General features: G+C 68.0%; 19 protein-coding genes. 8 read left to right on the forward strand and 11 right to left on the reverse strand.

Features of this window, described 5'->3' with window-relative positions; genetic code table 11:
* Window positions 1–55: 55 nt before the first annotated feature.
* From K9D25_RS10720 to K9D25_RS10745, 6 genes are all read right to left on the reverse strand, one after another.
* Window positions 56–2,095 carry a glycosyltransferase gene (locus K9D25_RS10720; RefSeq protein WP_244375124.1) on the reverse strand — a complete coding sequence of 680 codons (2,040 nt, stop codon included), beginning with the start codon at window positions 2,093–2,095 and terminating at the stop codon, window positions 56–58.
* Between the two features lie 15 nt (window positions 2,096–2,110).
* Window positions 2,111–3,310 carry an FkbM family methyltransferase gene (locus K9D25_RS10725; RefSeq protein ID WP_244375125.1) on the reverse strand — a complete coding sequence of 400 codons (1,200 nt, stop codon included), beginning with the start codon at window positions 3,308–3,310 and terminating at the stop codon, window positions 2,111–2,113.
* Between the two features lie 131 nt (window positions 3,311–3,441).
* Entirely contained in the window at window positions 3,442–4,473 is a 1,032-nt protein-coding gene (gmd, locus tag K9D25_RS10730; protein ID WP_244375126.1) for a GDP-mannose 4,6-dehydratase, read from the reverse strand.
* A gap of 154 nt (window positions 4,474–4,627) precedes the next feature.
* Window positions 4,628–5,803, reverse strand: coding sequence for a glycosyltransferase (locus K9D25_RS10735; RefSeq protein WP_244375127.1), 1,176 nt, complete (start codon window positions 5,801–5,803; stop codon window positions 4,628–4,630).
* A 760-nt stretch (window positions 5,804–6,563) separates the two neighbouring features.
* Window positions 6,564–7,313 (reverse strand): TetR/AcrR family transcriptional regulator, encoded by a 750-nt coding sequence (locus tag K9D25_RS10740; protein WP_244375128.1) that lies wholly within the window; start codon window positions 7,311–7,313, stop codon window positions 6,564–6,566.
* 243 nt (window positions 7,314–7,556) lie between these two features.
* The gene (locus tag K9D25_RS10745) at window positions 7,557–7,865 is read right to left on the reverse strand and encodes a hypothetical protein (RefSeq protein WP_244375129.1); all 309 of its coding nucleotides are present in this window, start codon (window positions 7,863–7,865) and stop codon (window positions 7,557–7,559) included.
* Between the two features lie 1,001 nt (window positions 7,866–8,866).
* Between K9D25_RS10745 and argJ the strand changes: the two genes are divergently transcribed.
* Window positions 8,867–10,105: a bifunctional glutamate N-acetyltransferase/amino-acid acetyltransferase ArgJ gene (gene argJ / locus K9D25_RS10750; protein ID WP_244375130.1), complete on the forward strand. Its 1,239-nt coding sequence runs from the start codon at window positions 8,867–8,869 to the stop codon at window positions 10,103–10,105.
* A 19-nt stretch (window positions 10,106–10,124) separates the two neighbouring features.
* Complete coding sequence (mutT, locus tag K9D25_RS10755) at window positions 10,125–10,535, forward strand: 8-oxo-dGTP diphosphatase MutT (protein WP_244375131.1); 411 nt, start codon at window positions 10,125–10,127, stop codon at window positions 10,533–10,535.
* 18 nt (window positions 10,536–10,553) lie between these two features.
* On the opposite strand, the gene K9D25_RS10760 is transcribed toward mutT, so the two are convergent.
* Window positions 10,554–11,453, reverse strand: a complete 900-nt coding sequence (locus tag K9D25_RS10760; RefSeq protein WP_244375132.1) for a methyltransferase domain-containing protein — start codon at window positions 11,451–11,453, stop codon at window positions 10,554–10,556.
* 118 nt (window positions 11,454–11,571) lie between these two features.
* Here K9D25_RS10760 and K9D25_RS10765 point away from each other — a divergent pair, with 118 nt between their 5' ends.
* From K9D25_RS10765 to K9D25_RS10780, 4 genes are read left to right on the forward strand one after another with little or no spacing between them, the layout of a single operon-like run.
* On the forward strand, window positions 11,572–12,402 hold the full coding sequence (locus K9D25_RS10765) for a ComF family protein (RefSeq protein ID WP_432207871.1): 831 nt from the start codon (window positions 11,572–11,574) through the stop codon (window positions 12,400–12,402).
* Between the two features lie 48 nt (window positions 12,403–12,450).
* Window positions 12,451–12,708: a glutaredoxin 3 gene (gene grxC, locus K9D25_RS10770; RefSeq protein WP_244375134.1), complete on the forward strand. Its 258-nt coding sequence runs from the start codon at window positions 12,451–12,453 to the stop codon at window positions 12,706–12,708.
* Window positions 12,709–12,722: 14 nt separating this feature from the next.
* Window positions 12,723–13,637: a carbon-nitrogen hydrolase family protein gene (locus K9D25_RS10775; protein WP_244375135.1), complete on the forward strand. Its 915-nt coding sequence runs from the start codon at window positions 12,723–12,725 to the stop codon at window positions 13,635–13,637.
* Window positions 13,634–14,122 (forward strand): DUF1178 family protein, encoded by a 489-nt coding sequence (locus tag K9D25_RS10780; RefSeq protein ID WP_244375136.1) that lies wholly within the window; start codon window positions 13,634–13,636, stop codon window positions 14,120–14,122. Before K9D25_RS10775 ends, K9D25_RS10780 begins: the two co-directional genes overlap by 4 nt.
* A 121-nt stretch (window positions 14,123–14,243) precedes the next feature.
* Here the strand turns inward: K9D25_RS10780 and K9D25_RS10785 are convergent, their stop codons facing one another.
* From K9D25_RS10785 to K9D25_RS10795, 3 genes are read right to left on the reverse strand one after another with little or no spacing between them, the layout of a single operon-like run.
* On the reverse strand, window positions 14,244–14,849 hold the full coding sequence (locus K9D25_RS10785) for a DsbE family thiol:disulfide interchange protein (protein ID WP_244375137.1): 606 nt from the start codon (window positions 14,847–14,849) through the stop codon (window positions 14,244–14,246).
* Entirely contained in the window at window positions 14,846–15,016 is a 171-nt protein-coding gene (gene ccmD / locus K9D25_RS10790) for a heme exporter protein CcmD (protein ID WP_244375138.1), read from the reverse strand. The genes K9D25_RS10785 and ccmD overlap by 4 nt, the downstream gene beginning before the upstream one ends.
* A gap of 10 nt (window positions 15,017–15,026) precedes the next feature.
* The gene (locus K9D25_RS10795; protein WP_244375139.1) at window positions 15,027–15,761 is read right to left on the reverse strand and encodes a heme ABC transporter permease; all 735 of its coding nucleotides are present in this window, start codon (window positions 15,759–15,761) and stop codon (window positions 15,027–15,029) included.
* A 135-nt stretch (window positions 15,762–15,896) separates the two neighbouring features.
* Between K9D25_RS10795 and K9D25_RS10800 the strand changes: the two genes are divergently transcribed.
* On the forward strand, window positions 15,897–16,307 hold the full coding sequence (locus K9D25_RS10800) for a DUF930 domain-containing protein (RefSeq protein WP_244375140.1): 411 nt from the start codon (window positions 15,897–15,899) through the stop codon (window positions 16,305–16,307).
* Between the two features lie 24 nt (window positions 16,308–16,331).
* On the opposite strand, the gene K9D25_RS10805 is transcribed toward K9D25_RS10800, so the two are convergent.
* A complete protein-coding gene (locus K9D25_RS10805) occupies window positions 16,332–17,849 on the reverse strand; it encodes a pyruvate kinase (RefSeq protein ID WP_244375141.1) in 1,518 nt (505 codons plus the stop codon).
* A 259-nt stretch (window positions 17,850–18,108) separates the two neighbouring features.
* On the opposite strand from K9D25_RS10805, the gene ffh reads away from it, so the two are divergent.
* Window positions 18,109–19,650 (forward strand): signal recognition particle protein, encoded by a 1,542-nt coding sequence (gene ffh, locus K9D25_RS10810; protein WP_244375142.1) that lies wholly within the window; start codon window positions 18,109–18,111, stop codon window positions 19,648–19,650.
* Window positions 19,651–19,733 lie beyond the last annotated feature (83 nt).

Here is a 19,733-nt window from a genome sequence, read left to right on the forward strand (position 1 = left end):
AGTCGCTGAACAGTTCCTCGCTGGCCCAGCCGGTGATGTGAACCCGTCCGGCCCATTATGAGTGGGCCACCCGGTCCATGATCGCTGCGCCCAGGCTTTCCGCATCGCCGACAAAGACGAAGCGGACGCGGGAATCCGTGGAGCAGGCCGACGCGCACAGGCCTTCGATCAGGCGGAGCGGCAGTTTGGTGGGCGCGACATAGCCGAAACTGCATATCAGCACCTCGTCCTGGCCGATGCCCAGCCGCGCGCGGGTCTCGGCCCGCCCCACGTTGGCCCTGTCCCGGGGGATGGCAAGGTGGGGGACGACCACCCAATCGGCGACGGTTGCCGGATTGTAAAAGTGCCGCGCCAGTCGGCGGGCATGCTCGGAATGGACGATCACGCCCTCCGCCTCGCGCACGGCGCGGGCATTGGTGGGCCAGGCGTAGATGGCCTCAGTCACGGGATCGCGGCCTTCGGCTGCCGTGTGGCAGGCGAGGAGGGCCGCATAGCCGTGGTTCTCTGCCAGAAGCCGCGAGAAGCGCGTCAGACAGGTGGCGCGCTCGATGCCGGACAGGAAGAAATCGTGCAGGACGACGACGCCCGGCACCTCCTCCAGCAGATCGAACATATGCGCGTGAAACTGCGAATTGCCGAACTGGTAGAGGACGCGATCGAAGGCCTCGGCGTGCTTCCGGAGAAAAGAGACATCCCTTATCCGGAACCGCTCCGCGAGTGTGGGCGCGACGCAATCCGGCTCCCGCGCGATGAGTTCGATGTCGTAATGGTCCGCGAGCGCGGGCAGAAGATCGGCGCTGTAGAAGCTGACGCCGCTGCGTTCCGGCGGCAGCGGCGCGACAAAGGCCAAGCGCGGCTTGGGGCGAGCGGTTTGGGTGGATCCCACTTGAGTCGTCTCGCGCACCCGTGCACGCAGCGCATCGAGCGCACGCGCGGCCGTCGCGTCCCAGCTGTAGCGTGCCGCCTGTGCTGGCGCGGAATCGCGCAGCGACTGGCGGAACGTCTCATCCGTCAGAACCTTCGCCATCATCCGCGCCATGTCGTCGATGGAGTGCGGATCGAACAGCGCGTCGTCCCGCCCGATGATCTCGGGCACGCTCGACGTGTTCGCCCCGACCACCGCAGCCCCGCAGCGCAGCGCCTCCAGCACCGGCAGGCCGAAGCCCTCGTACCAGCTCGGGAAGATGAACGCGGCGCACAGATTATAGAGGGCGACCAGAGTGTCGTCCGGCACATAGCCCGTGAGGATCACGGCCGTGTCCGGCAGGCCCGCGGCGCGGGCATGGGCGAGCAGCTGCTCCTTCTCATCCGCCGTGGCGCGGCAGACAATGGCGAGTTGGTGGGTTTCGATCAGCGACGGGGAAAGGGTGGCAAACGCGCTGATCAGGGCGGGAATGTTCTTTCGATGGTCGATGCCGCCCGTGTACATGAGGAAGGGACGGGTGAGGCCCAACCCGGCGGTGTGCCGTTCGCGTTCCTCCTCGCTGATGGCGAGAGGGGCGAAGCGGGCGTCGACATCGGCGCCTATGGTGACGATCCGATCCGCCGGCCGTCCCAGATGCAGTGCCGCATCACGCGCCGAGCAATCGGAGATCGCGAGCAGCAGATCGGCCTTTGTCAGCGCCTCAATCTTGCTTTGGTACCAGCCCGTGACATTGGGGTCGGTGAGGTAGAGCGAGGAAAAGAGCAGCGGGATCAGGTCATAAAGCACCACGGCGGTCGGGGTGTGGCCGACCCCGGTCACGCAGTCCTCCGACAGGCCTTCGAACAAGCTGGTGACGAGAACGATATCGGCGGCGCAATCGGCGATCACGGCCTCGCGGGTCGCCTCTGCCGCCCGTCTCCGCGCGGCCGTTGCCAGGAAGCTGCCGGGCCGGGCCGCGGTCCAGAGGCGCAGGGTGACATTGGGCCATGCGGCGAAGTCGCGTTGCAGACCCTCATTGTCCTCGCCGATCATGCCATTCAGAAGCAGGACGAAGTCGTCCTCGGGCGCCAGGCGCAGAAGGCCTTCCACCAGAGAGCGGGCATAGCGGCCGATGCCGCGCTGTCCGCTCGATCGTGACTGAAGCGCCTGCAGGTCGACAAGAATGCGCACGTTATCTCTCTCGCTTCAGGACGTTTGACGAGCGCGCCGCGCCGCGATGCGTCGCGACAGATGGGATGCGGCGGGGCTGAGGGAAGACGCATCCTGCGATGGCTCCGGCAGGTGCGGCGCCATGCCGGGAGCGGCCGCCATCGCCACCGCGCCGCGCAGAGCTTGGTATTCCGCGCTGTGGAGCCAGAGCCTGAACGGCCGGCGGGGCCGTCCGCTGGAGTGAACGACGAGACGGCGGAACGCCTTGCGAGGCTTGCCGCTGGTGTGGAACATCAGCCGGCGCAACATCTTCTTCGGGCGACCCGATGGGCGGAAGAACAGCGTCTCCCAGAGGCTCCGCTGAGTGGCGCATTCAAGGGCGACGGCGGCCGCCTGGGCCTGGCGGGCCAACTCCGTGGTCAGCGCCTCGATCGTCTGCTCCCGCTGCCGAATCTGCGCCGTGAGGTCGCCGTTAAGGGTGCGCTCGGCGGCGAGGAGGCGCTCCAAACCGTCCACCTGCGCCTGCAACCACTGCGCATGCGCGTTTTCGTCAGTCTTGACGAACTGATCGAACACATTGGGCGGCGCGGAGAAGGCCGGCGCGAGATTCTCGTGTTCCGCGGCGAGGTAGAAACGGTTCAGCCCATCCCAATAGATGTTGCGATAGCCGGCAGCCGTCAGGAACGGCTCCCAGTTTCTCGCTGTCTCTTCCGGTGAGTTCGGGTGCGTGGCCTCGATCAGGATCACCCAGGGGCGATAACGGGTGAGATCCAGCCCGCGCACCACGGCGGTCTCATGGCCTTCCACATCGATCTTGAGAAAGTGGATGGGCTGTCCCGGCGCCAGGTGCGCGTCAAGGAGGCCAGTCAATGTGCGTTGGGGCACGTCAATGGCCGATATCGCCCAGCCCTTTGTACGGTGCCTCTCGGCAATGGTGGTATCGACGGTGGACAACCCCGTATCGCCAACGATGTGCAGCCGGGCAGTGCCGTCGTGATCGCTCGCCACCACGCCGAGATTCACGTCCCGCGCGCGCCGCGCCTCAAGCTCGGCCAGCCTGTGGGGTAGCGGCTCAATGTTCACGCCCCGCCAGCCGCGCTCGTAAAAGGCGCGGGTGACACTGTCGGCGTCGGGTGAGAAGGCGCCGACATCGACATAGAAGCCGGCCTCGACATGGCCGAGCGCCCGCCAGAGCATCACGTCTTCATAATTCTGTGCGAAGGAGACGAACGGCATTGGGAACTCCGAGGAGTCGGACGCTGCCGCTACAGCCCGAGCCTGCCGCGCGCTGGCCCGCGCGTCGCCGCGCCAGAGAAGTTTCGTTCACCGCAGCAGTTGGACCGGCCACCGCAGCGACGGCCGGCTGATTAGCGCGAGGGGGCGTCGGCCCTCCAGTCGTCGTAATCCGAGCGGGCCATCATGTCCGCGAGTTCGCGGACGGTGACCTTGGGTGCCCAACCCAGCCGCGTGCGCGCCTTCGTCGCGTCGCCGAGCAGCAGGTCGACCTCTGCCGGCCGGTAGAATTTCGGATTGACCTTGACCGCCACCTTGCCGCTGCGCCGGTCCACGGCCTGTTCGGCCTCGGCCGTGCCGGACCATTCCAGCGCGAGGCCGAGCGCCTCGGCGGCGAAGCCGACAAAGTCGCGAATCGGCGTCGTTACCCCGGTGGCCAGGACATAATCGTCCGCCTCGTCCTGCTGGAGCATGCGCCACATGCCGTCGACATAGTCGCCGGCGAAGCCCCAGTCGCGGCGTGCATCGAGATTGCCGAGTTCGACCGGAACATGTTCGCCATGGGCGAAGCGGGCCAGCCCCAAGGTGACCTTGCGTGTCACCATTTCCGCACCGCGCACAGGGCTCTCATGATTGAAGAGAATGCCGGACGAGGCGTGAAGCCCGAACGACTCGCGGTAATTCATGGTGATGTAGTGGCCATACACCTTGGCCGCGCCATAGGGCGAGCGGGGGTGGAAGGGCGTTTCCTCGCTCTGCGGCACCGCCCGGGCGCGGCCGAACATTTCCGAGGTCGACGCCTGATAGAAGCGGGTTTGCGGACAATAGGTGCGGATGGCATCGAGGAGGCGTGCCACGCCCATGCCGTTGACATCGGCGACATAAAGCGGCTGGTCCCAGGAAGAGCCGACAAAACTTTGTGCCGCGAGATTGTACACCTCATCAAAGGTGGTCCGGCGGAGCACGCGGTTGACGCTGTTGATCTCGCTCAGGTCGAAGTCGACGAGCTGCACGTCTTCAGCAACACCCAGCTTCCGCAGGCGGGTCAGCTTGGCTTGCGAATTGGCGCGGACGGTGCCAGTAACCTCATAGCCTTTTTCAAGCAGCAGACGCGCGAGATAGCTACCATCTTGCCCGGTAATCCCCGTGATCAGCGCCTTCTTCAACTTGGACCCCACGCATTACAAAACGTCACGGGACCTACATACATACCGCTCTAGCGGATTGTCGAGCGGCGGAGTGGTATTTTGATCCTCCAGGGCCACGGTGGTCCGCACCCTCGTATTTCTACCTAGAGACGCGAGCGAGGGCAGCCCGCCGTCAGCCGAGCCGCGCTTTGATAAGGTGTCCCACGGCGTCAAAGGAATTATGGCGCTTGAGATGGGCGAACCCCGCCTGTGCTTTTGCGGTGGTCTGTCCAGGATCGTCATAGATGGCCCGCATGATGCTCGCGGCATGGGCGATGCTCGGTTCCGCCCAATAGCTTCCCTCGGCGCCAAAGTAATCCTCGGGGGGCACGGCGGCCTCGGCGAACTGCACGGGATACCCGGTTTGCTCATTGATGAAGTCGCGCGTGCCGCCAAAATCGGTCGCGATGACCCCCTTGCCGCGCGCCAGCGCCTCGGCGCATCCGAGGCCAAATCCCTCCGACCGATGGAGGGACACGAACACGTTGCAGTCCTCCATCAAGGCCGTCATCTCGGCTCTGGTGAGCGTGCCGTCGATAATCTCGATACGGGCATCCTGGCGGGCAAGCGCCAGCAGGCTTGAGAGCCGGGCCGCGTCCGAGCCTCCGCCGCGTGCCTTGACCAGCAGCCGGGCGTCCTCCCGTCCGCTCGGAAACGCGAGGCGGAACGCTTCTACCGTGCCCAGCGGGTTCTTTCGCGCGATGGAGGAATCGGCGTCAAAGAAGGTGTGAAACTTCAAAGGGCCCGTGAACAGCTGCTGTGGTGGTTCCGTCGGCAGGTCGACGGGTTGCGGGACCACGCTGATCGGCCTCGAATGGACGCTCGCGAGCGCGTCACGAATGAACGTCGTCGGCGCCCAGTACGCGTCGAAGCGTTCGAACCAGCGCCTCCATGCGGTGGGAAAGCTGGGCAGCTCCCAATAGGGATAGGCGATGTTGGTCTGGTCGCGGCAGGTGCGGCGGGCGAACATGCCGATTTCGGCGGCGCCGAAGATGGCCAGCGCGGTGTGGTGGCGGGATGAAGCGGCCAGCCGGTTTGCCAATGCCGGTTCGGCCATCCTCCCCGGCAGGGGAACATTGACGAAACCTGCGGGAATGTCGCCGGCGTCAAGGGCGGCCACCATGAGGCGCGCCGCTTCGCCAAGCCCGATCTCCGATCGAAGAAAGCCGACGATATCGACCCCGGGCTCTAGGCTCTTGCCGGCGAGGCGACGCAGCCAGCAGGGCATCGCCCGCGCCGGAGGGCAATTCGCATGCGTGCACAGCAGCGATCGCACGCCCGCCTTGATCGTCTTTCCGCCAATTTTCATCGCGGGACCGGGATGCTCACGGGGCGATCTCCTGACGAGGGGCAGCCCCTCCCGCCTCCGGCGTGCCGCCGGCAGGCGTCACGACGTAAGAGCCCATCGGGATGAACAGACTTCCAGCCATGCGGCGGTCAACCTTTGATCCGCGCGTAGGGGGCCCACAATACGAAGGGCGGCATGGTGCCTCAATAGCTCAGCGAGCGCGAACGGGCCAAGGGGCCCTTCTGGCACGTCTCTGTGCTCGCCCCCGGGCGGGCCGCGACGCCGGCGCCAACCCGCCGCAATCAGCCGCTGATCCGGCGGCAGGTCTGCCGGCGCGAGGCGCCGCTGTGCCGTCGCCGCGCCGCCTCTGGACAGAAGTGCGTGTGCGATGACGGGCACGCAGGAGTGTCGGCTGGCCTCGGGCGAGGATCTTGGCATGGGGCTCGCTGCCCGCGTGGGGATCGAGGTCGAACGGTTTGCGGCCGGCCGCACCATATGCGGGGCGGCGCTTGGAGACCCGCTTCTCCCGTCAACAAAGCTTGAGGCTCTCGGCAGGGCAGGCATCCCAGGCGATCAGGCGATCAGGCGATCAGGCGATCAGGCGATCAGGCGGGCGGCGGCGAGGCCGTCTGAGCGGCAGGGCCCTTTCACGCGAGTGCGGCCTGCGCACACCCCCCGCCGTGAGGAGGCTGCGCAGAGCGTGCCTATTCCATGCGGGCGCGATGGGCGCGCGTCGCGGCACCGGAAGCCTCTCTCGCAGCCCTTTCGCGGACCGAGGGTCTCACGAACGCAGGCATCCCCGGGCGATCAGACGGGCGGCGGCGGCGAGGCCGGCGGCGTCATCTTCAAGCCGGCGCGTCAGCAGGCGCGCCCACACATAACCGTTGACGAGATCGAGGCCGGCCGCAGCGTCGAAATCCGCCACCAGTTCTCCGCGTCGCGCGGCCCTTGCGAAAAGTTCGGCAACGGGAAAGCTGCGCTCAGCCAGGAAGGCGCGCAGGGTTTCCAAGGCCGCCGGGTCCTGCTGCGCCTCCACCAGCAGCGCGGTGAGAGCTTCACCGGCGGGCGTATCGCGCCAGAAGGTGATGAGCTTCCGCAACGCCGCCGCCAGGTCGGCTTCGAGAGAGCCGGTGTTGGTCTCCGACATGTCGAAAGGCTGGCGGGCATAGATTTCGACGAGCAGTGCCGGCTTTCCGCTCCACCAGCGATAGATGGTCGGCTTGCCCGCGCCCGCCCGGCGCGCCACCTGCTCGATCGTGAAACCGGCATATCCGGTCTCGGCGAGCACCGCCTCCGCAGCTTCCAGGATCGCCTCGGTGGCGGCCTTGCTCCGGCGCGGCCCCTCGGAGCCCCGTCGTGCCGTGCTCCCTTGGACTCCGCCCGAGCGTGAAAGAGCGGTTTTATTAACCATCGCCGTTAACTTTCTTGCACCGCGCGCATCCTCGGAGCGCCGCCCATACCCTCGCTCGCTGTTCGACGGCAGTAGCCCAGATGCGTTCGCCGGAAAACGATACGAAACGTTTCGATACATGAAACGATACGTTTCGTAACAATACTAGACTGCTTATCCGACTAATCTTTTTGTGGGTAATCTCGGGCGACGCGGCTCGCGCGCTGCAAGGTGGCCCGCGTCCTCGGCCGGACCTGCAATGCCGAGTAGCAGAGGGTGGACGAGCGCGAATCACTTCAGATCGCCCCCCACAACTTGTCGCTCGGCAGACGCAAAAGGTAAAGATGGTGCGATGCGGTGTCGGGACGGTACCGAGTCCTCTCCTCACGCCGCGTGATGAGTCCACCCAGACAAGACGAGCATTCGTCCAAAGCCGACCGTGTCCAGCCGGATCCGAAGCACTGCCATCTGGTTCGGCCAAAACGACCGCACGCAGGTCGGCCTGGACGGCCGGATGCTCGACTTGAACTGGCGCGCCTCCACCGCCGCCTGAGCGCGGATGATGCCGATCTGCAAGCTCTCCCGGCGCGCGGGATGCGCGCACATGAAGATCATCTCGCTGGCGCCGGAGGTGGTTTGATGGCCGCTAAGATCAAGAAGGGCGACAAGGTCGTGCGGGCCGGGCTCCGCCATACGCCTCGCGTCGACATCGCCGGGCTGCACGGCGATGAGCCGGGATGAGCCGTCGTCAGATCGACCATCTGGTCGTCAGCCCATGCCGAAGGCGACCCATGCCTTGATTTCCGCTGGCTCATTTTCGGCGTTGGCTCTGTGGTACCAAGCGCACGCAGGGGCGTCGATCACAAGGATGATCCCCCGGCGGCGGTGGAGACCGATTCGAGCCGCTTGCGGCCGAGCCTGCCCCCTTCCGCGGGCGAAAGGGATTCGGTGGCTTGTTCGAGGCCCGTAGCGTTCGGGCACATTCCGCCCAAGCGAGGTGCGCGGCCGCCAGCGATCGCGCTGATCCGTCGGTGGTCATCCACCCGCGCCTCATTTTTCGGAAATCGGGGCACGATCCTTCATGCCGGGTGGCTGCGTTCGGGCCTCGCCTCATTCCCTCGCCCCTTGCGCGTGGTCGAACAATGCCTCCGGTCTGCCTGCAGGGCTCCGCGTCATCGGTCAAGCCGCAGGGGCCGTCTCGGCTGTCACCTGCGGATCGCCTCGGTCCACGGCTCGCCCCCCGTTCGAACCATACTGGCGGCGGCGTCGATGCCGCCCGGCCCTGGCCAGGTCAAACACGCCTTCGGTCGCGTCGCCGGCTCCGGCGGCGCTCGACGTTCCGCCCCGCCCGGATCCTCCTTGCTTGCCGATGTTCGGGCGTCGTCGCCGCATCGGGCCACACACTGCCGCCTGTCGCCTGCCGCGGCCCGCCGGAACCGAGCGCTGCTAGGCCGCTCATGATGCCGTTCTCGGGTCTGCCGACTGAGACTTGCTCCGCGCGCGTTTCCATGCCCGCGCTCGGCCGCGTCACATCCCTGGGGTTTCCTGTCCGAACCCGTCCCGGTGCCGCCGCTCCGATCGAGCCCCGCCATTCGGCATGGCGGGTTCGAGCGTGACCGCCGCCCATCGTCTTGCGGATGTTGCGCATCTCGGGCACACCCGTGCAGCCCTTTCCCGCGATCGAGTTCCCGCCGATGGCCCACGCTGCTCCCGTCTCTCCGCTCGCCCCCAAGACCACGCCTGAACTCGGCCCGGTTGCCGGGGTGCGCTTCGCCACCGCCGAGGCCGGCATCCGCTATAAGGGCCGCACCGATGTGCTGCTGCTGACGCTGGACGAAGGCACCACGGTGGCGGGCGTGTTCACCCGCTCCAAATGCCCTTCCGCGCCGGTCGAGTGGTGCCGCGCCAATCTCCCGCACGGCACGGCGCGGGCTTTGGTGGTGAATTCCGGAAATGCCAATGCGTTCACCGGCGCCAAGGGCAGGGAATCGACCGCGCTGACCGCGAAAATCGCGGCCAAGGCGCTGGGCTGCCGCGAGGAGGAGATCTACCTCGCCTCCACTGGTGTCATCGGCGAGCCGCTGGACGCGACAAAGTTCGAGGGCGTGCTGGAAGAGACCGCCGCGCGCCTCGCGCCGCTGCCCTGGATCGAGCCGGCCAAGGCGATCATGACCACCGACACCTTCCCCAAGCTCGCCACCGCCAAGGTGAAGATCGATGGCGTCGAGGTGACGATCGCCGGCATTGCCAAGGGCGCTGGCATGATCGCGCCTGACATGGCGACCATGCTCTCCTTCGTCTTCACCGATGCCGCCATCGAGGCCCCGGCACTTCAGACCCTGCTCTCAAAGGGCGTGGTGGACAGCTTCAACGCCGTCACCATCGACGGCGATACCTCGACCTCGGACACGCTGATGCTGTTCGCCACCGGAGCCTCCGGCGCGCCGCGCATCAATGACGCGAAGGACCCACGCCTCGCCCGCTTCCGCAAGGCGCTGACCGGCGTGCTGGCCGATCTCGCCGAACAGGTGGCGCGCGATGGCGAGGGCGCGCGCAAGCTGGTGAAGATCCATGTCACGGGCGCGACCTCCAAGCGCTCGGCGCGGCGCATCGCCATGTCCATCGCCAACTCCCCGCTGGTGAAGACGGCGGTGGCGGGAGAGGACGCCAATTGGGGCCGCATCGTCATGGCGGTGGGCAAGGCCGGCGAGCCGGCGGAGCGCGACCGTCTTTCCATCTCTTTCGGCGCCATCCGCGTGGCGCATGAAGGCGCCCGCGACCCGGCCTATAATGAGGCCGAAGTCTCCGCCTATATGAAGAACGATGTGATCGACATCACCGTCGATCTCGGCCTCGGGCGTGGGTCGGACCGGGTGATGACCTGCGATCTCACCAAGGAATATGTCGCCATCAACGGCGATTATCGCTCGTGAGCGGCGCGGGATTCCCGGTATGAAACTCGTTCTCGTCGCCGCCGCCGCGCTTGTCGATGTCGATGGCCGCGTGCTGCTGACCGAGCGGCCGGCGGGCAAGTCGCTCGCCGGGCTGTGGGAGTTTCCCGGTGGCAAGGTGGAGCCCGGCGAGCGGCCGGAGGAGTGCCTGATCCGCGAACTGTCCGAGGAACTGGGGATCACGGTCAAGGAGCCGTGCCTTGCCCCTCTCACCTTCGCCAGCCACACCTATGAGACCTTCCAACTGCTGATGCCGCTGTGGATCTGCCGTCGCTGGGACGGGGTGGCGCAGGGTCGCGAAGGCCAGCGCCTCGCCTGGGTGAAGCCGGGCGCGCTGCGCGACTACCCCATGCCGCCGGCGGACGAGCCGCTGATCCCGGTGCTGCTGGATCTGCTGGGACCCGGGCGGTAGAGATCGGGCGGGCGCGCTCTATCCTTCGCCCGGCAGTCTTCCTTCCGGCACCTTCAGCGCATCCGCCAGCCGGGTCTTGGCGGAGCCGGGGCGCAGCGGCTTCTGCTGGCTCTCATGCGGCGCCCAGCCGGAAATCCACACAATCTCGAAGGTCGCGCGCAGGCGGCCATCGGGATCGGCGAAGCGTTCGGCATAGACCTCGAACAGCCGCACCAGCGTCTTCTTCAAAAGCGGGGCCCGCCGCCGGTCGGTCAGCGGATTGGCGGCGCCCATGCGGCGCAGATCGTGCAGCAGCGCCAGCGGGTCGCCATAGCGCACCACCACGCGGTCGACATCGGTGACGGGGAGGGCGAGGCCGGCCCGCTGCAGCAGCCCACCGAGATCGCGCAGATCGACGAAAGGCGCGACGCGCGGCGAGATGCCGCCCAGCGTGTCGCTTTCGGCGATGGCGAAGGCCTCGCGCAGCTCGGTAAGCGTGCCGCCGCCGAGAAAACCCGCGAGCAGCAGCCCGTCGGGCTTAAGCGCGCGGCGGATCTGCGCCAGCACGCCGGGCAGGTCGTTGACGCTCTGCAGCGCGAGGGCGGAAACGACGAGATCGAGCGACGCCGGCGCGAAGGGCAGGATTTCCGGGTCGGTGACAACATCGACATCGGCCCGTTCCGCCGGACCAAAGGCTTTGTAGGTCTCAACCATGCCCGAGGCGGCCAGCGCGTCGCGAAGGACGCGGGTCGGGGTGCCGAGATCGGCCGCATTACCAAAGCGCCGCTTCACCGCGCCCAGCCGGTCAAGGAGGTCCTCTGCCACCCGGTCGAGCAGGAAGGTCTCCGGGCCGAGCGCGAGGGCGCGTTGGCGGCGTTGCGCCAGGGCGACGGGGTCGAACACGTTCATCGGCGCGGCGGCGGTCGGGGCAGCGGGCATGCTTAAGGCTCCTCGGATGAGAGCCATAGGGCGGCGGGCAGGAGAGGTCAAAGGCAGGGCGCGGCCAAAAGCGGTGAGGCAATGGGCGGGGAAACCGGAGCCGTGCTAATCTGCCACCATGACACCGCTCCCGGAGCCAAGGTCCGCGCCTGCCGGTGAGGCCGAGGCATTGCCGCCGGCTCTGGCCACGCGGCTGCGCGGCCTGGCGCGGCGGCTGTGGGGCGGGCTGGTCGATGTCGCCCTGCCGCCGGGCTGCATGGCCTGCCGTGCTGCGGTAGACGCGCCGGGCTGCCTGTGCGGCGCGTGCTGGAGCCAGCTTGCCTTCATCGCGCCGCCGATCTGCGACCGTTTCGGCACGCCTCTGCCCTATGGCTTCGGGGAAGGGCGGCTGCTCTCGCCGGCCGCGCGGGAGGCGCCGCCGGCCTATGGCAGGGCGCGGGCGGTGGCGGCGTTCGGCGACGTGACGCGGGACCTGATCCATGCGCTGAAATATGCCGACCGGCTGGATGTCGCTCCGCCGATGGGGCGGATGATGGCGCGCGCGGGCGCGGATATTCTCGCGGATGCACAGGCGCTGGTGCCCGTGCCGCTGCATCGGCTGCGGTTGTGGCGGCGGCGGTTCAACCAGTCGGCGGCGCTGGCCGGGGTCATCGGTTGCGAGACGGGCCTGCCGGTGCGCGCGGGCTGGCTGGAGCGGCGCCGGGCGACGCGGCCGCAGGTGGGGCTCGACCGGGCGGCGCGGGCGCGCAATGTGCAGGGTGCCTTCGCCGTGCCCGATATGGCGAAGGGCGAATTGCGCGGCCGGCGGCTGGTTCTGGTCGATGACGTGCTCACGACCGGGGCCACGATCGACGCCTGCGTCAAGGCGCTGCAGCGCGCCGGGGCGGGACAGGTGGATGTACTGGTGTTCGCCCGGGTTGCTGACGAGGCGGACGCGCCCATATCATGAGCGACCAGGATCACGGCCGCGCTGGCGGCTGACGGTTAGGACAAGCCGATGGCGAAGATCGAGATTTACACCACGTCAAGCTGCCCCTATTGCCACGCGGCCAAGTCGCTGCTGGGCCGCAAGGGCGTCGATTTCTCCGAGGTCAATGTGACAGGCGATCCGGTGGGGCGCTCGGCCATGTCGAACCGCGCCAATGGGCGCACCAGCGTGCCGCAGATCTTTATCGACGGGCGGCATGTCGGTGGCTGCGACGACCTTTATGCGCTTGAGGAAGCAGGCGAACTGGACGCGCTGCTGGCAAGCTGAACGAGACCGCGATCATGACGTCTTCCGACCACGCCTCAATGCCCGGTGCCCCGCCACTGGGTGCCCCTTTCCGCGCGGCGCTCATCCAGATGCGCACGGCCAAGAGCGTTGCCGCCAACATCGCGGCGGCCTCCGCGCTGATCCGTCAGGCAGCGGAGGAGGGGGCGAGCTACATCCAGACGCCGGAAATGACCGGCACGATGGAGGAGAACCGCGAGGCGCTGTTCAAGGTGCTGCACACGGAAGAGGACGACCCGGCGCTGGCCGCCTTCCGCGCGCTCGCGGCCGAACTGAAGGTGCATCTGCATATCGGCTCGCTGGCGGTGCGGGCGAGCGAGCACCGCGCGGCCAATCGTTCCTATCTCCTCGACCCGGACGGCACGATCGCGGCCCGCTACGACAAGATCCACATGTTCGATGTCGACCTGCCCAATGGCGACGTGTACCGCGAATCCGCCGCCTACCGGCCGGGCGAGCTCGCCATCGTCGCCGATCTGCCGCAGATTCGGCTCGGCCTCACCATCTGCTACGATCTGCGCTTTCCCGCGCTGTTCCGCGCGCTGGCGGAAGCGGGCGCGGGCATGATCGCCACGCCGGCGGCGTTCACGCAATCCACCGGCGAGGCGCATTGGCACATTCTCCAGCGGGCGCGGGCGATCGAGACCGGCTGTTTCGTGCTCGCCGCCGCGCAGGGCGGCACGCATGAGAATGGCCGCAAGACCTTCGGCCACAGCCTCATCATCGACCCCTGGGGCACGATCCTTGCCGAGGGCGGCAGCGAGCCCGGCATCATCGCCGCCGAGATCGACCCGGCTCAGGTGGCGGCGGTGCGCGGGCGGATTCCCTCGCTGTCGAACGGCCGGCGCTTCGAGTTGGTGATGCCGGCCGATCAAAGCCGGCTGCATCTCGTGCCCGGTGGCGCGGCATGATCCTCTACCGCCTGTGCTGCGCCGCGAACCATGACTTCGAGAGCTGGTTCCGCGACTCGGCTGCCTATGACGAGCAGCGGACGAGGGGGCTGATCACGTGCCCGGTCTGCGGTTCCGCTGAGGTGGAAAAGGCGCTGATGGCGCCGGCGCTCGGGCGGGGAACGCGCAAATTCGCTCTCGAGCCGGCCGCCGAGGTGCCCGTTGACGAGCCGGCGGAGGTGGCGGTGCCGGCGCCGCAGCCGGTTGCGCTGGTGTCGGAGAAGGAGCAGCAGCTGCGCGCCATGCTGCGCGCGGTGCGCGCCCATGTGGTCGCCAATTCGGTCGATGTCGGCGACGAGTTCGCCACCCTTGCCCGCCGCATGCATGAGGGCGAGGAGGAAAAGCGTGCCATTCGCGGCGAGGCGACGCCGGACGAGGTGCGTGCGCTGATCGAGGACGAGATCGAGATCCTGCCGCTGCCGGTGCTGCCGGACGAGCGGAACTGAGCGGCGCTTAGGGCACGCGCCGATCAGCTTGCATCGCAAGCTGATCGGGTAACGCGTTCTCTATTTTAGAGTTAGAGGGCGATTTACCGATCAGATTGATTCAATCTGATCGGATCGCGCTCTAGGGCGCCGCCTGCGCCTTGGCGATTTCCGGCAGCAGGCGCGTCTTCAACCCGTCCGCGTCGAGCGGGCCGATGAATTTGTAGGCGATGCGCCCGTCCTTGCCGATGACGAAGGTTTCCGGCACCCCATAAACGCCCCAGTCGATGGCCGCGCGTCCATTGGCGTCGACGCCGACGGCGGCATAGGGATTGCCGAAGCGGCCGAGGAAGCGGCGGGCATTGCCGGCATCGTCCTTGTAGTTCAGCCCGACGAGACGGAAGCCCGGCATTTGCGACAGTTCGACGAGGAAAGGATGCTCATCCCGGCAGGGCACGCACCAGGAGGCGAAGACGTTCAGCACCGTGACCTCGCCTTTCAGCCCGGCCGAGGCAAGGCCCGGCACGGGCTGGCCGTCGCGGGTCAGGCCCTCCAGCGGCGGCAGGTCGAGTGTGGGCGCGGGCCGGCCGATCAGCGCCGAGGGCACGCGCGAGGGATCTCCAGAGAACAGCCGCCCATAGAACAGCCCGGCCAGCGCCAGGAAGGCGACCAGGGGCAAAAGCACCAGCAGCCGGCGGCCGGACCGTGCGGCCGGGGGCGCGTTCGGGGTGTCCGGCGGCGTGCTCATGCGTCGCTCCGGCCTGCCGAGCGGCGGCGGACCCCACGCGCCTCCATCTCGTTCAGCCGGCGGCGCACGGAGCGACCGTCGAGGACGATCCACAGTGCCAGCCCGCCGAGCGCGAGGGCGCTCACGCCATAGCAGGCGAGGATGAAGAAGCCGTGCTCGCCGAACATTCAGGAGGCCTCACGCATAGGCCGCCTCGGCGGCGGCGCGCGCTTCCAGAACGCGCAGTCTGCGGCGGTAGATTTCATTGCGCATCGCCGCCATGTGCAGCGCCAGCATCAGCAGGGTGAAGCCGAGCGCGCAGATCAGCAGAGGCCAGAGCAGGCTGGAATGGATGGTCGGTCCGTCCATGCGGAACACCGAGGCCGGCTGGTGCAGCGTGTTCCACCAGTCGACGGAGAACTTGACGATCGGCACATTGACGAAGCCGACCAGCGAGAGCACCGCCGCCGCCCTCCCGGCCTGGTTGGGGTCCTCGATCGCCGAGCGCAGCGCCAAGAGGCCGAGATAGAGCAGCAGCAGCACCAGCATGGAGGTGAGGCGCGCGTCCCACACCCAATAGGTGCCCCACATCGGCCGTCCCCAGAGCGAGCCGGTGAACAGGCAGAGAAAGGCGAACACCGCGCCGATGGGCGCCATCGCCTTGTGCGCCACATCCGCCAGCGGGTGACGCCAAACGAGGATGCCGAGCGCGGAGACCGCCAGCATGGAATAGCCGAACATGGCCAGCCACGCGAAAGGCACGTGGATGTACATGATCTTCACCGTCTCGCCCTGCTGGTAATCGGCCGGGGCGCGGAAGGCGAGCACGAAGCCGATCGCCAGCGTCACGAGCGCGAGGCCGCTCAGCCATGGCAGCACGCGCCCGGAAAGGGCGAGAAAACGGGTGGGGTTGGCAAGGTCCATCAGCGCCATGGGGCGGTTCTAATCTGCCGCTCGGCGCTCGGCAACTCGCAGGCGCCCTGTCGAAATGCGGATGGGACGCCATAGCATCGCCAAATCTGCGCTATTGAAGGAGAGCATCAACGAGCGAACAGGATTCGAGCGCTTATGCCGCACATCGCCGCCGCCCCCGCCGCCCTTCTGCTCGCGCTGGTCGCGCTGCCGGTCGGTGCCCTCTCCAGTGCGCAGGCGCGCTCGACCCAGGACGAGATGATGCAGCTGGAGCCCTCGGAGCGGATCGAGCAGGTGTGCAACACCCGGGCGATGGGCGAGGTCCAGCGGGCGGGCAAGGGCCTGCGCCCCGACGAACTCGTCGCCTATGCCTATCGCGATCCCGTGGTGAAGGGCTGGAAGATCAAGGCGCCCGGCGCGGCGGTGCGCTCCGGCGGTACCTGGTACCACATCGCCTATGAATGCGAGACCGCGCATGACGGCCTCGACGTGACCAGCTTCCACTACACGCTGGGCGCGGCGATCCCCACCTCGGAATGGGGCGCCCACTATCTCGTGGGACAGTGAGCGCCGCCAAAGGGGCCGATGGCCTTACCAGGAGCGCAGCGCCCGCAGGGTCGGGGTCTTCTTGTCGAGATGGTCGGCCATGCGGCCGAGCAGCCGGTCGAGCAGTTGAACCGCTTCCACCACCGCCGGACCCTTGTTGAGCATCACGCATTCGGCGCGGGCGGCCATGGCGGCATCGGTCATTTCGCCGCGTGAGGGAATGCCGTCGCGCACCAGATCCTCCAGCACCTGCGTCGCCCAAATCGCGGGAACGGCGGCGGCCTCGCAGATCCACAGCAGCTCTTCCTGCATTTCCGCGAGCCGCTCGAAGCCGATTTCGGCCGCGAGGTCGCCGCGCGCGATCATCACGCTGAACGTCCCGGAGCGGGCGGCGCGGGCGATCAGATCGGGCAGGTTGCGCACCGCCTCCGGGCGTTCGATCTTGGCCATCAGGCCGAGCGGGCGCTCGCGCCCCGCGCCATGGCGGGCGATGGCGGCGTCGAGCAGATCGAGATCTTCCGGCCGGCTGACGAAGGAATAGCCGATGAGATCGGCGCATTCGATGACGGTGGCGAGATCGGCATCGTCCTTGTCGGTCAGCGGCGAGAGGCCAAGCGCGGTGTCGGGCAGGTTGATGCCCTTTTCCGGCTTGAGCTTGGTGCCGCCGGGCCGCGTGTGGAGAGTGCGCAGGATCGCCTCGCCCTCGCGCACGCTCTCGACCACCGCTTCCACCTTGCCGTCGTCATAGCGCACGCGGTGGCCGACCGCGAGGCGGGTGACGATCTCCGGCAGCGAGACGGCGGCGCTGAACAGCGCGCCCTCGTCTACGCGCGGTTCGCCCTCGGCGACCAGGCGAAGCGTGTCGCCCGGCAGCAGCCGGCCGGAAGGCTTGCCCTTGCGCATCGGCAGCACGGCGCCGGTGCGGATCTTCGGCCCGGCAACGTCCATCAGCACGGCAATGGGGCGCCCAACCGCCCCGCCTGCCACGCGCACATGTTCGGCCATGCGACGCCACGCATCCGGTGTGTCATGGGCGCAGTTGATGCGGGCGACATCCATGCCGGCCCGCGCCAGCGCGAGGATGAATGCCGGATCGTCCGCCGCCTCGCCGGGCAGGGTTACCATGATGCGGGTGTAGCGCCCCGCCCGCTCCGGACCGAGGCTCGCCACCGCGGCGGCGTCGAGGCGGTCCGCGCCGGCGAAAAAGGCGGTCTCGTCCGGCATGGCGAAGGGGGCGGGGCGACCCGCCAGCGCCGCGAGGGCCGCCAGCACCGCGTCGAGAGTCGGCAGTACCCGGCTCTCCAGCCGGCCGAGCGAGGACAGGCCGCGCCGCATCAGCTGCCGCTGCAGCGGGCGCAGTTCATGCCGACGCAGCGCGAGATAATAGGCGAGATTGTCCAGCGCCGCGTCCTCGCGGCCGGCCTCGCGCCGGAATCGCTCGATGAGCGGGGCGGCTTCCTCGACCACCGCCGCGCGCAGTGAGAGCAGCGTCTCGAACAGGGCGGCACAGTCATCGGCGGCGCTCTCGCTGGTGACGGGGAGGGGGGCGGTGTCGTGGGTCATGACCGGGTTCCTCGCGAGGGTGGGCACGCTATAGGATGGGGCTGTTACGCGGCTGTGACCTCCGTACTCTCCCGCAAAGGGCCGTCAAAACTTGACTTGGCGGCGGGCGGCGCTTACCAAGCCGGCATCCTCGCACAACCCGCGAGCCGATCCGCCGCCCGGTCCCCGAGACCGGAGGTCAACGCCCGACAGCGCTTTGCGCCCTCGGGCGCCGTTCGGCATTGCGCTGTGAGCTGTGGGAAAGCACCGGAGCGAACGCATGTTCGATTCATTGACCGACCGCCTTGGCGGCATACTCGACCGGCTGAAACGACGCGGCGCCCTCACCGAGGCCGACGTGAACGAGGCCATGCGCGAGGTGCGCCGGGCTCTGATCGAGGCCGATGTGGCGCTCGACGTGGTGCGCTCCTTCACCGACAAGGTGAGGACGCGCGCGGTCGGTGCCGAGGTGATCAAGTCGGTCACCCCCGGCCAGATGGTGGTGAAGATCGTCAATGACGAACTCGTCGCCATGCTCGGCTCCGACGCCAAGGCGATCGACCTCGACGCCGCGCCGCCGGTGCCGGTGCTGATGGTCGGCCTGCAGGGCTCGGGCAAGACCACCTCCACCGCCAAGATCGCCAAACGCCTCACCGAGCGCGGCAACCGCAAGGTGCTGATGGCCTCGCTCGACACCCGCCGCCCGGCGGCGATGGAGCAGCTGGCCACGCTCGGCACCCAGGTGGGGGTCGCCACCCTGCCGATCGTCGCCGGCCAGTCCGCCGTGCAGATCGCCCGCCGCGCCATGGAAGCCGCCCGTCTCGGCGGCTACGACGTGGTGATGCTCGACACTGCCGGCCGCGTCACGCTGGACGAGGCGCTGATGGCGGAAGTGGCCGAGGTGAAGGCCGCGACCAAGCCGCACGAAGTGCTGCTCGTCGCCGACAGCCTCACCGGCCAGGACGCGGTGAACACTGCCAAGGCGTTTGACGCGCGCGTCGGTCTCACCGGCATCGTGCTGACCCGCGCCGATGGCGACGGGCGCGGCGGTGCCGCCCTTTCCATGCGCGCCGTCACCGGCAAGCCGATCAAGCTGCTCGGCACCGGCGAAAAGATGGACGCGCTGGAGGATTTCGATCCTCGCCGCGTCGCCGGCCGCATCCTCGGCATGGGCGATGTGGTCTCGCTGGTCGAGAAGGCGGTCGAGAATCTCGACGCCGAAAAGGCGATGGCCGCCGCCGAGCGCATGCGCAAGGGGCAGTTCGACCTCAATGATCTGCGCATGCAGCTCGACCAGATGGAGAAGCTCGGCGGCCTTGGCGGGCTGATGGGCATGCTGCCCGGCGTCGGCAAGATGAAGAACCAGCTCGCCGCCTCCGGCATGAATGACGGCGTGCTGAAGCGGCAGAAGGCGATCATCGATTCGATGACCAAGAAGGAGCGGCGCAATCCCAAGCTGCTCGACGCCTCCCGCCGCAAGCGCATCGCTGCCGGCTCGGGCACCAAGGTCGAGGACGTCAACCGGCTGATGAAGATGCACCGCCAGATGGCGGACATGATGAAGGCGATGGGTGCCCCCGGCGCCAAGCGCGGCCCGATGGCCGGGCTCGCCTCCATGTTCGGCCTTGGCGGGGGCGGCGGGATGCCGAGCCCCGAGCAATTGAAGCAGATGGCCGAGAAGATGCCGGGCGGCCTGCCCGGTGGCGGTCTGCCGCCGAATTTCCCCGGCAACATGCCCGGCCTGCCGGGCGGGCTGCCGGGGCTGGGAACCAAGCCGGGCGGGTTGCCTGGCCTGCCGGGCTTCCCGGGAAAGAAGAAGTGACGAACGACGTGCCTTGAATCCAGCCTGTCATCCCGGACGGCGCCGCAGGCGGCGATCCGGGATCGTTCTCCGCCTGGCGGTCA

This window comes from Ancylobacter polymorphus (assembly GCF_022836935.1).
Classification (GTDB): Bacteria; Pseudomonadota; Alphaproteobacteria; order Rhizobiales; family Xanthobacteraceae; genus Ancylobacter; species Ancylobacter polymorphus_A.

Bases quoted from the DNA above. Each gene is read 5' to 3' on its own strand.
- K9D25_RS10800 (WP_244375140.1), top strand. From the start codon at position 15,897: ATGCCGCACATCGCCGCCGCCCCCGCCGCCCTTCTGCTCGCGCTGGTC.
- argJ (WP_244375130.1), top strand. From the start codon at position 8,867: ATGGCCCACGCTGCTCCCGTCTCTCCGCTCGCCCCCAAGACCACGCCT.
- ffh (WP_244375142.1), top strand. From the start codon at position 18,109: ATGTTCGATTCATTGACCGACCGCCTTGGCGGCATACTCGACCGGCTG.
- K9D25_RS10735 (WP_244375127.1), bottom strand. From the start codon at position 5,803: ATGAAAATTGGCGGAAAGACGATCAAGGCGGGCGTGCGATCGCTGCTG.
- grxC (WP_244375134.1), top strand. From the start codon at position 12,451: ATGGCGAAGATCGAGATTTACACCACGTCAAGCTGCCCCTATTGCCAC.
- K9D25_RS10805 (WP_244375141.1), bottom strand. From the start codon at position 17,849: ATGACCCACGACACCGCCCCCCTCCCCGTCACCAGCGAGAGCGCCGCC.
- K9D25_RS10765 (WP_432207871.1), top strand. From the start codon at position 11,572: ATGACACCGCTCCCGGAGCCAAGGTCCGCGCCTGCCGGTGAGGCCGAG.
- K9D25_RS10760 (WP_244375132.1), bottom strand. From the start codon at position 11,453: ATGCCCGCTGCCCCGACCGCCGCCGCGCCGATGAACGTGTTCGACCCC.
- K9D25_RS10725 (WP_244375125.1), bottom strand. From the start codon at position 3,310: ATGCCGTTCGTCTCCTTCGCACAGAATTATGAAGACGTGATGCTCTGG.
- K9D25_RS10785 (WP_244375137.1), bottom strand. From the start codon at position 14,849: ATGAGCACGCCGCCGGACACCCCGAACGCGCCCCCGGCCGCACGGTCC.
- K9D25_RS10795 (WP_244375139.1), bottom strand. From the start codon at position 15,761: ATGGCGCTGATGGACCTTGCCAACCCCACCCGTTTTCTCGCCCTTTCC.
- ccmD (WP_244375138.1), bottom strand. From the start codon at position 15,016: ATGTTCGGCGAGCACGGCTTCTTCATCCTCGCCTGCTATGGCGTGAGC.
- mutT (WP_244375131.1), top strand. From the start codon at position 10,125: ATGAAACTCGTTCTCGTCGCCGCCGCCGCGCTTGTCGATGTCGATGGC.
- K9D25_RS10780 (WP_244375136.1), top strand. From the start codon at position 13,634: ATGATCCTCTACCGCCTGTGCTGCGCCGCGAACCATGACTTCGAGAGC.
- K9D25_RS10745 (WP_244375129.1), bottom strand. From the start codon at position 7,865: ATGGCGGAGCCCGGCCCGCACGACCTTGTCGCCCTTCTTGATCTTAGC.
- K9D25_RS10775 (WP_244375135.1), top strand. From the start codon at position 12,723: ATGACGTCTTCCGACCACGCCTCAATGCCCGGTGCCCCGCCACTGGGT.
- K9D25_RS10740 (WP_244375128.1), bottom strand. From the start codon at position 7,313: ATGTATCGAAACGTTTCGTATCGTTTTCCGGCGAACGCATCTGGGCTA.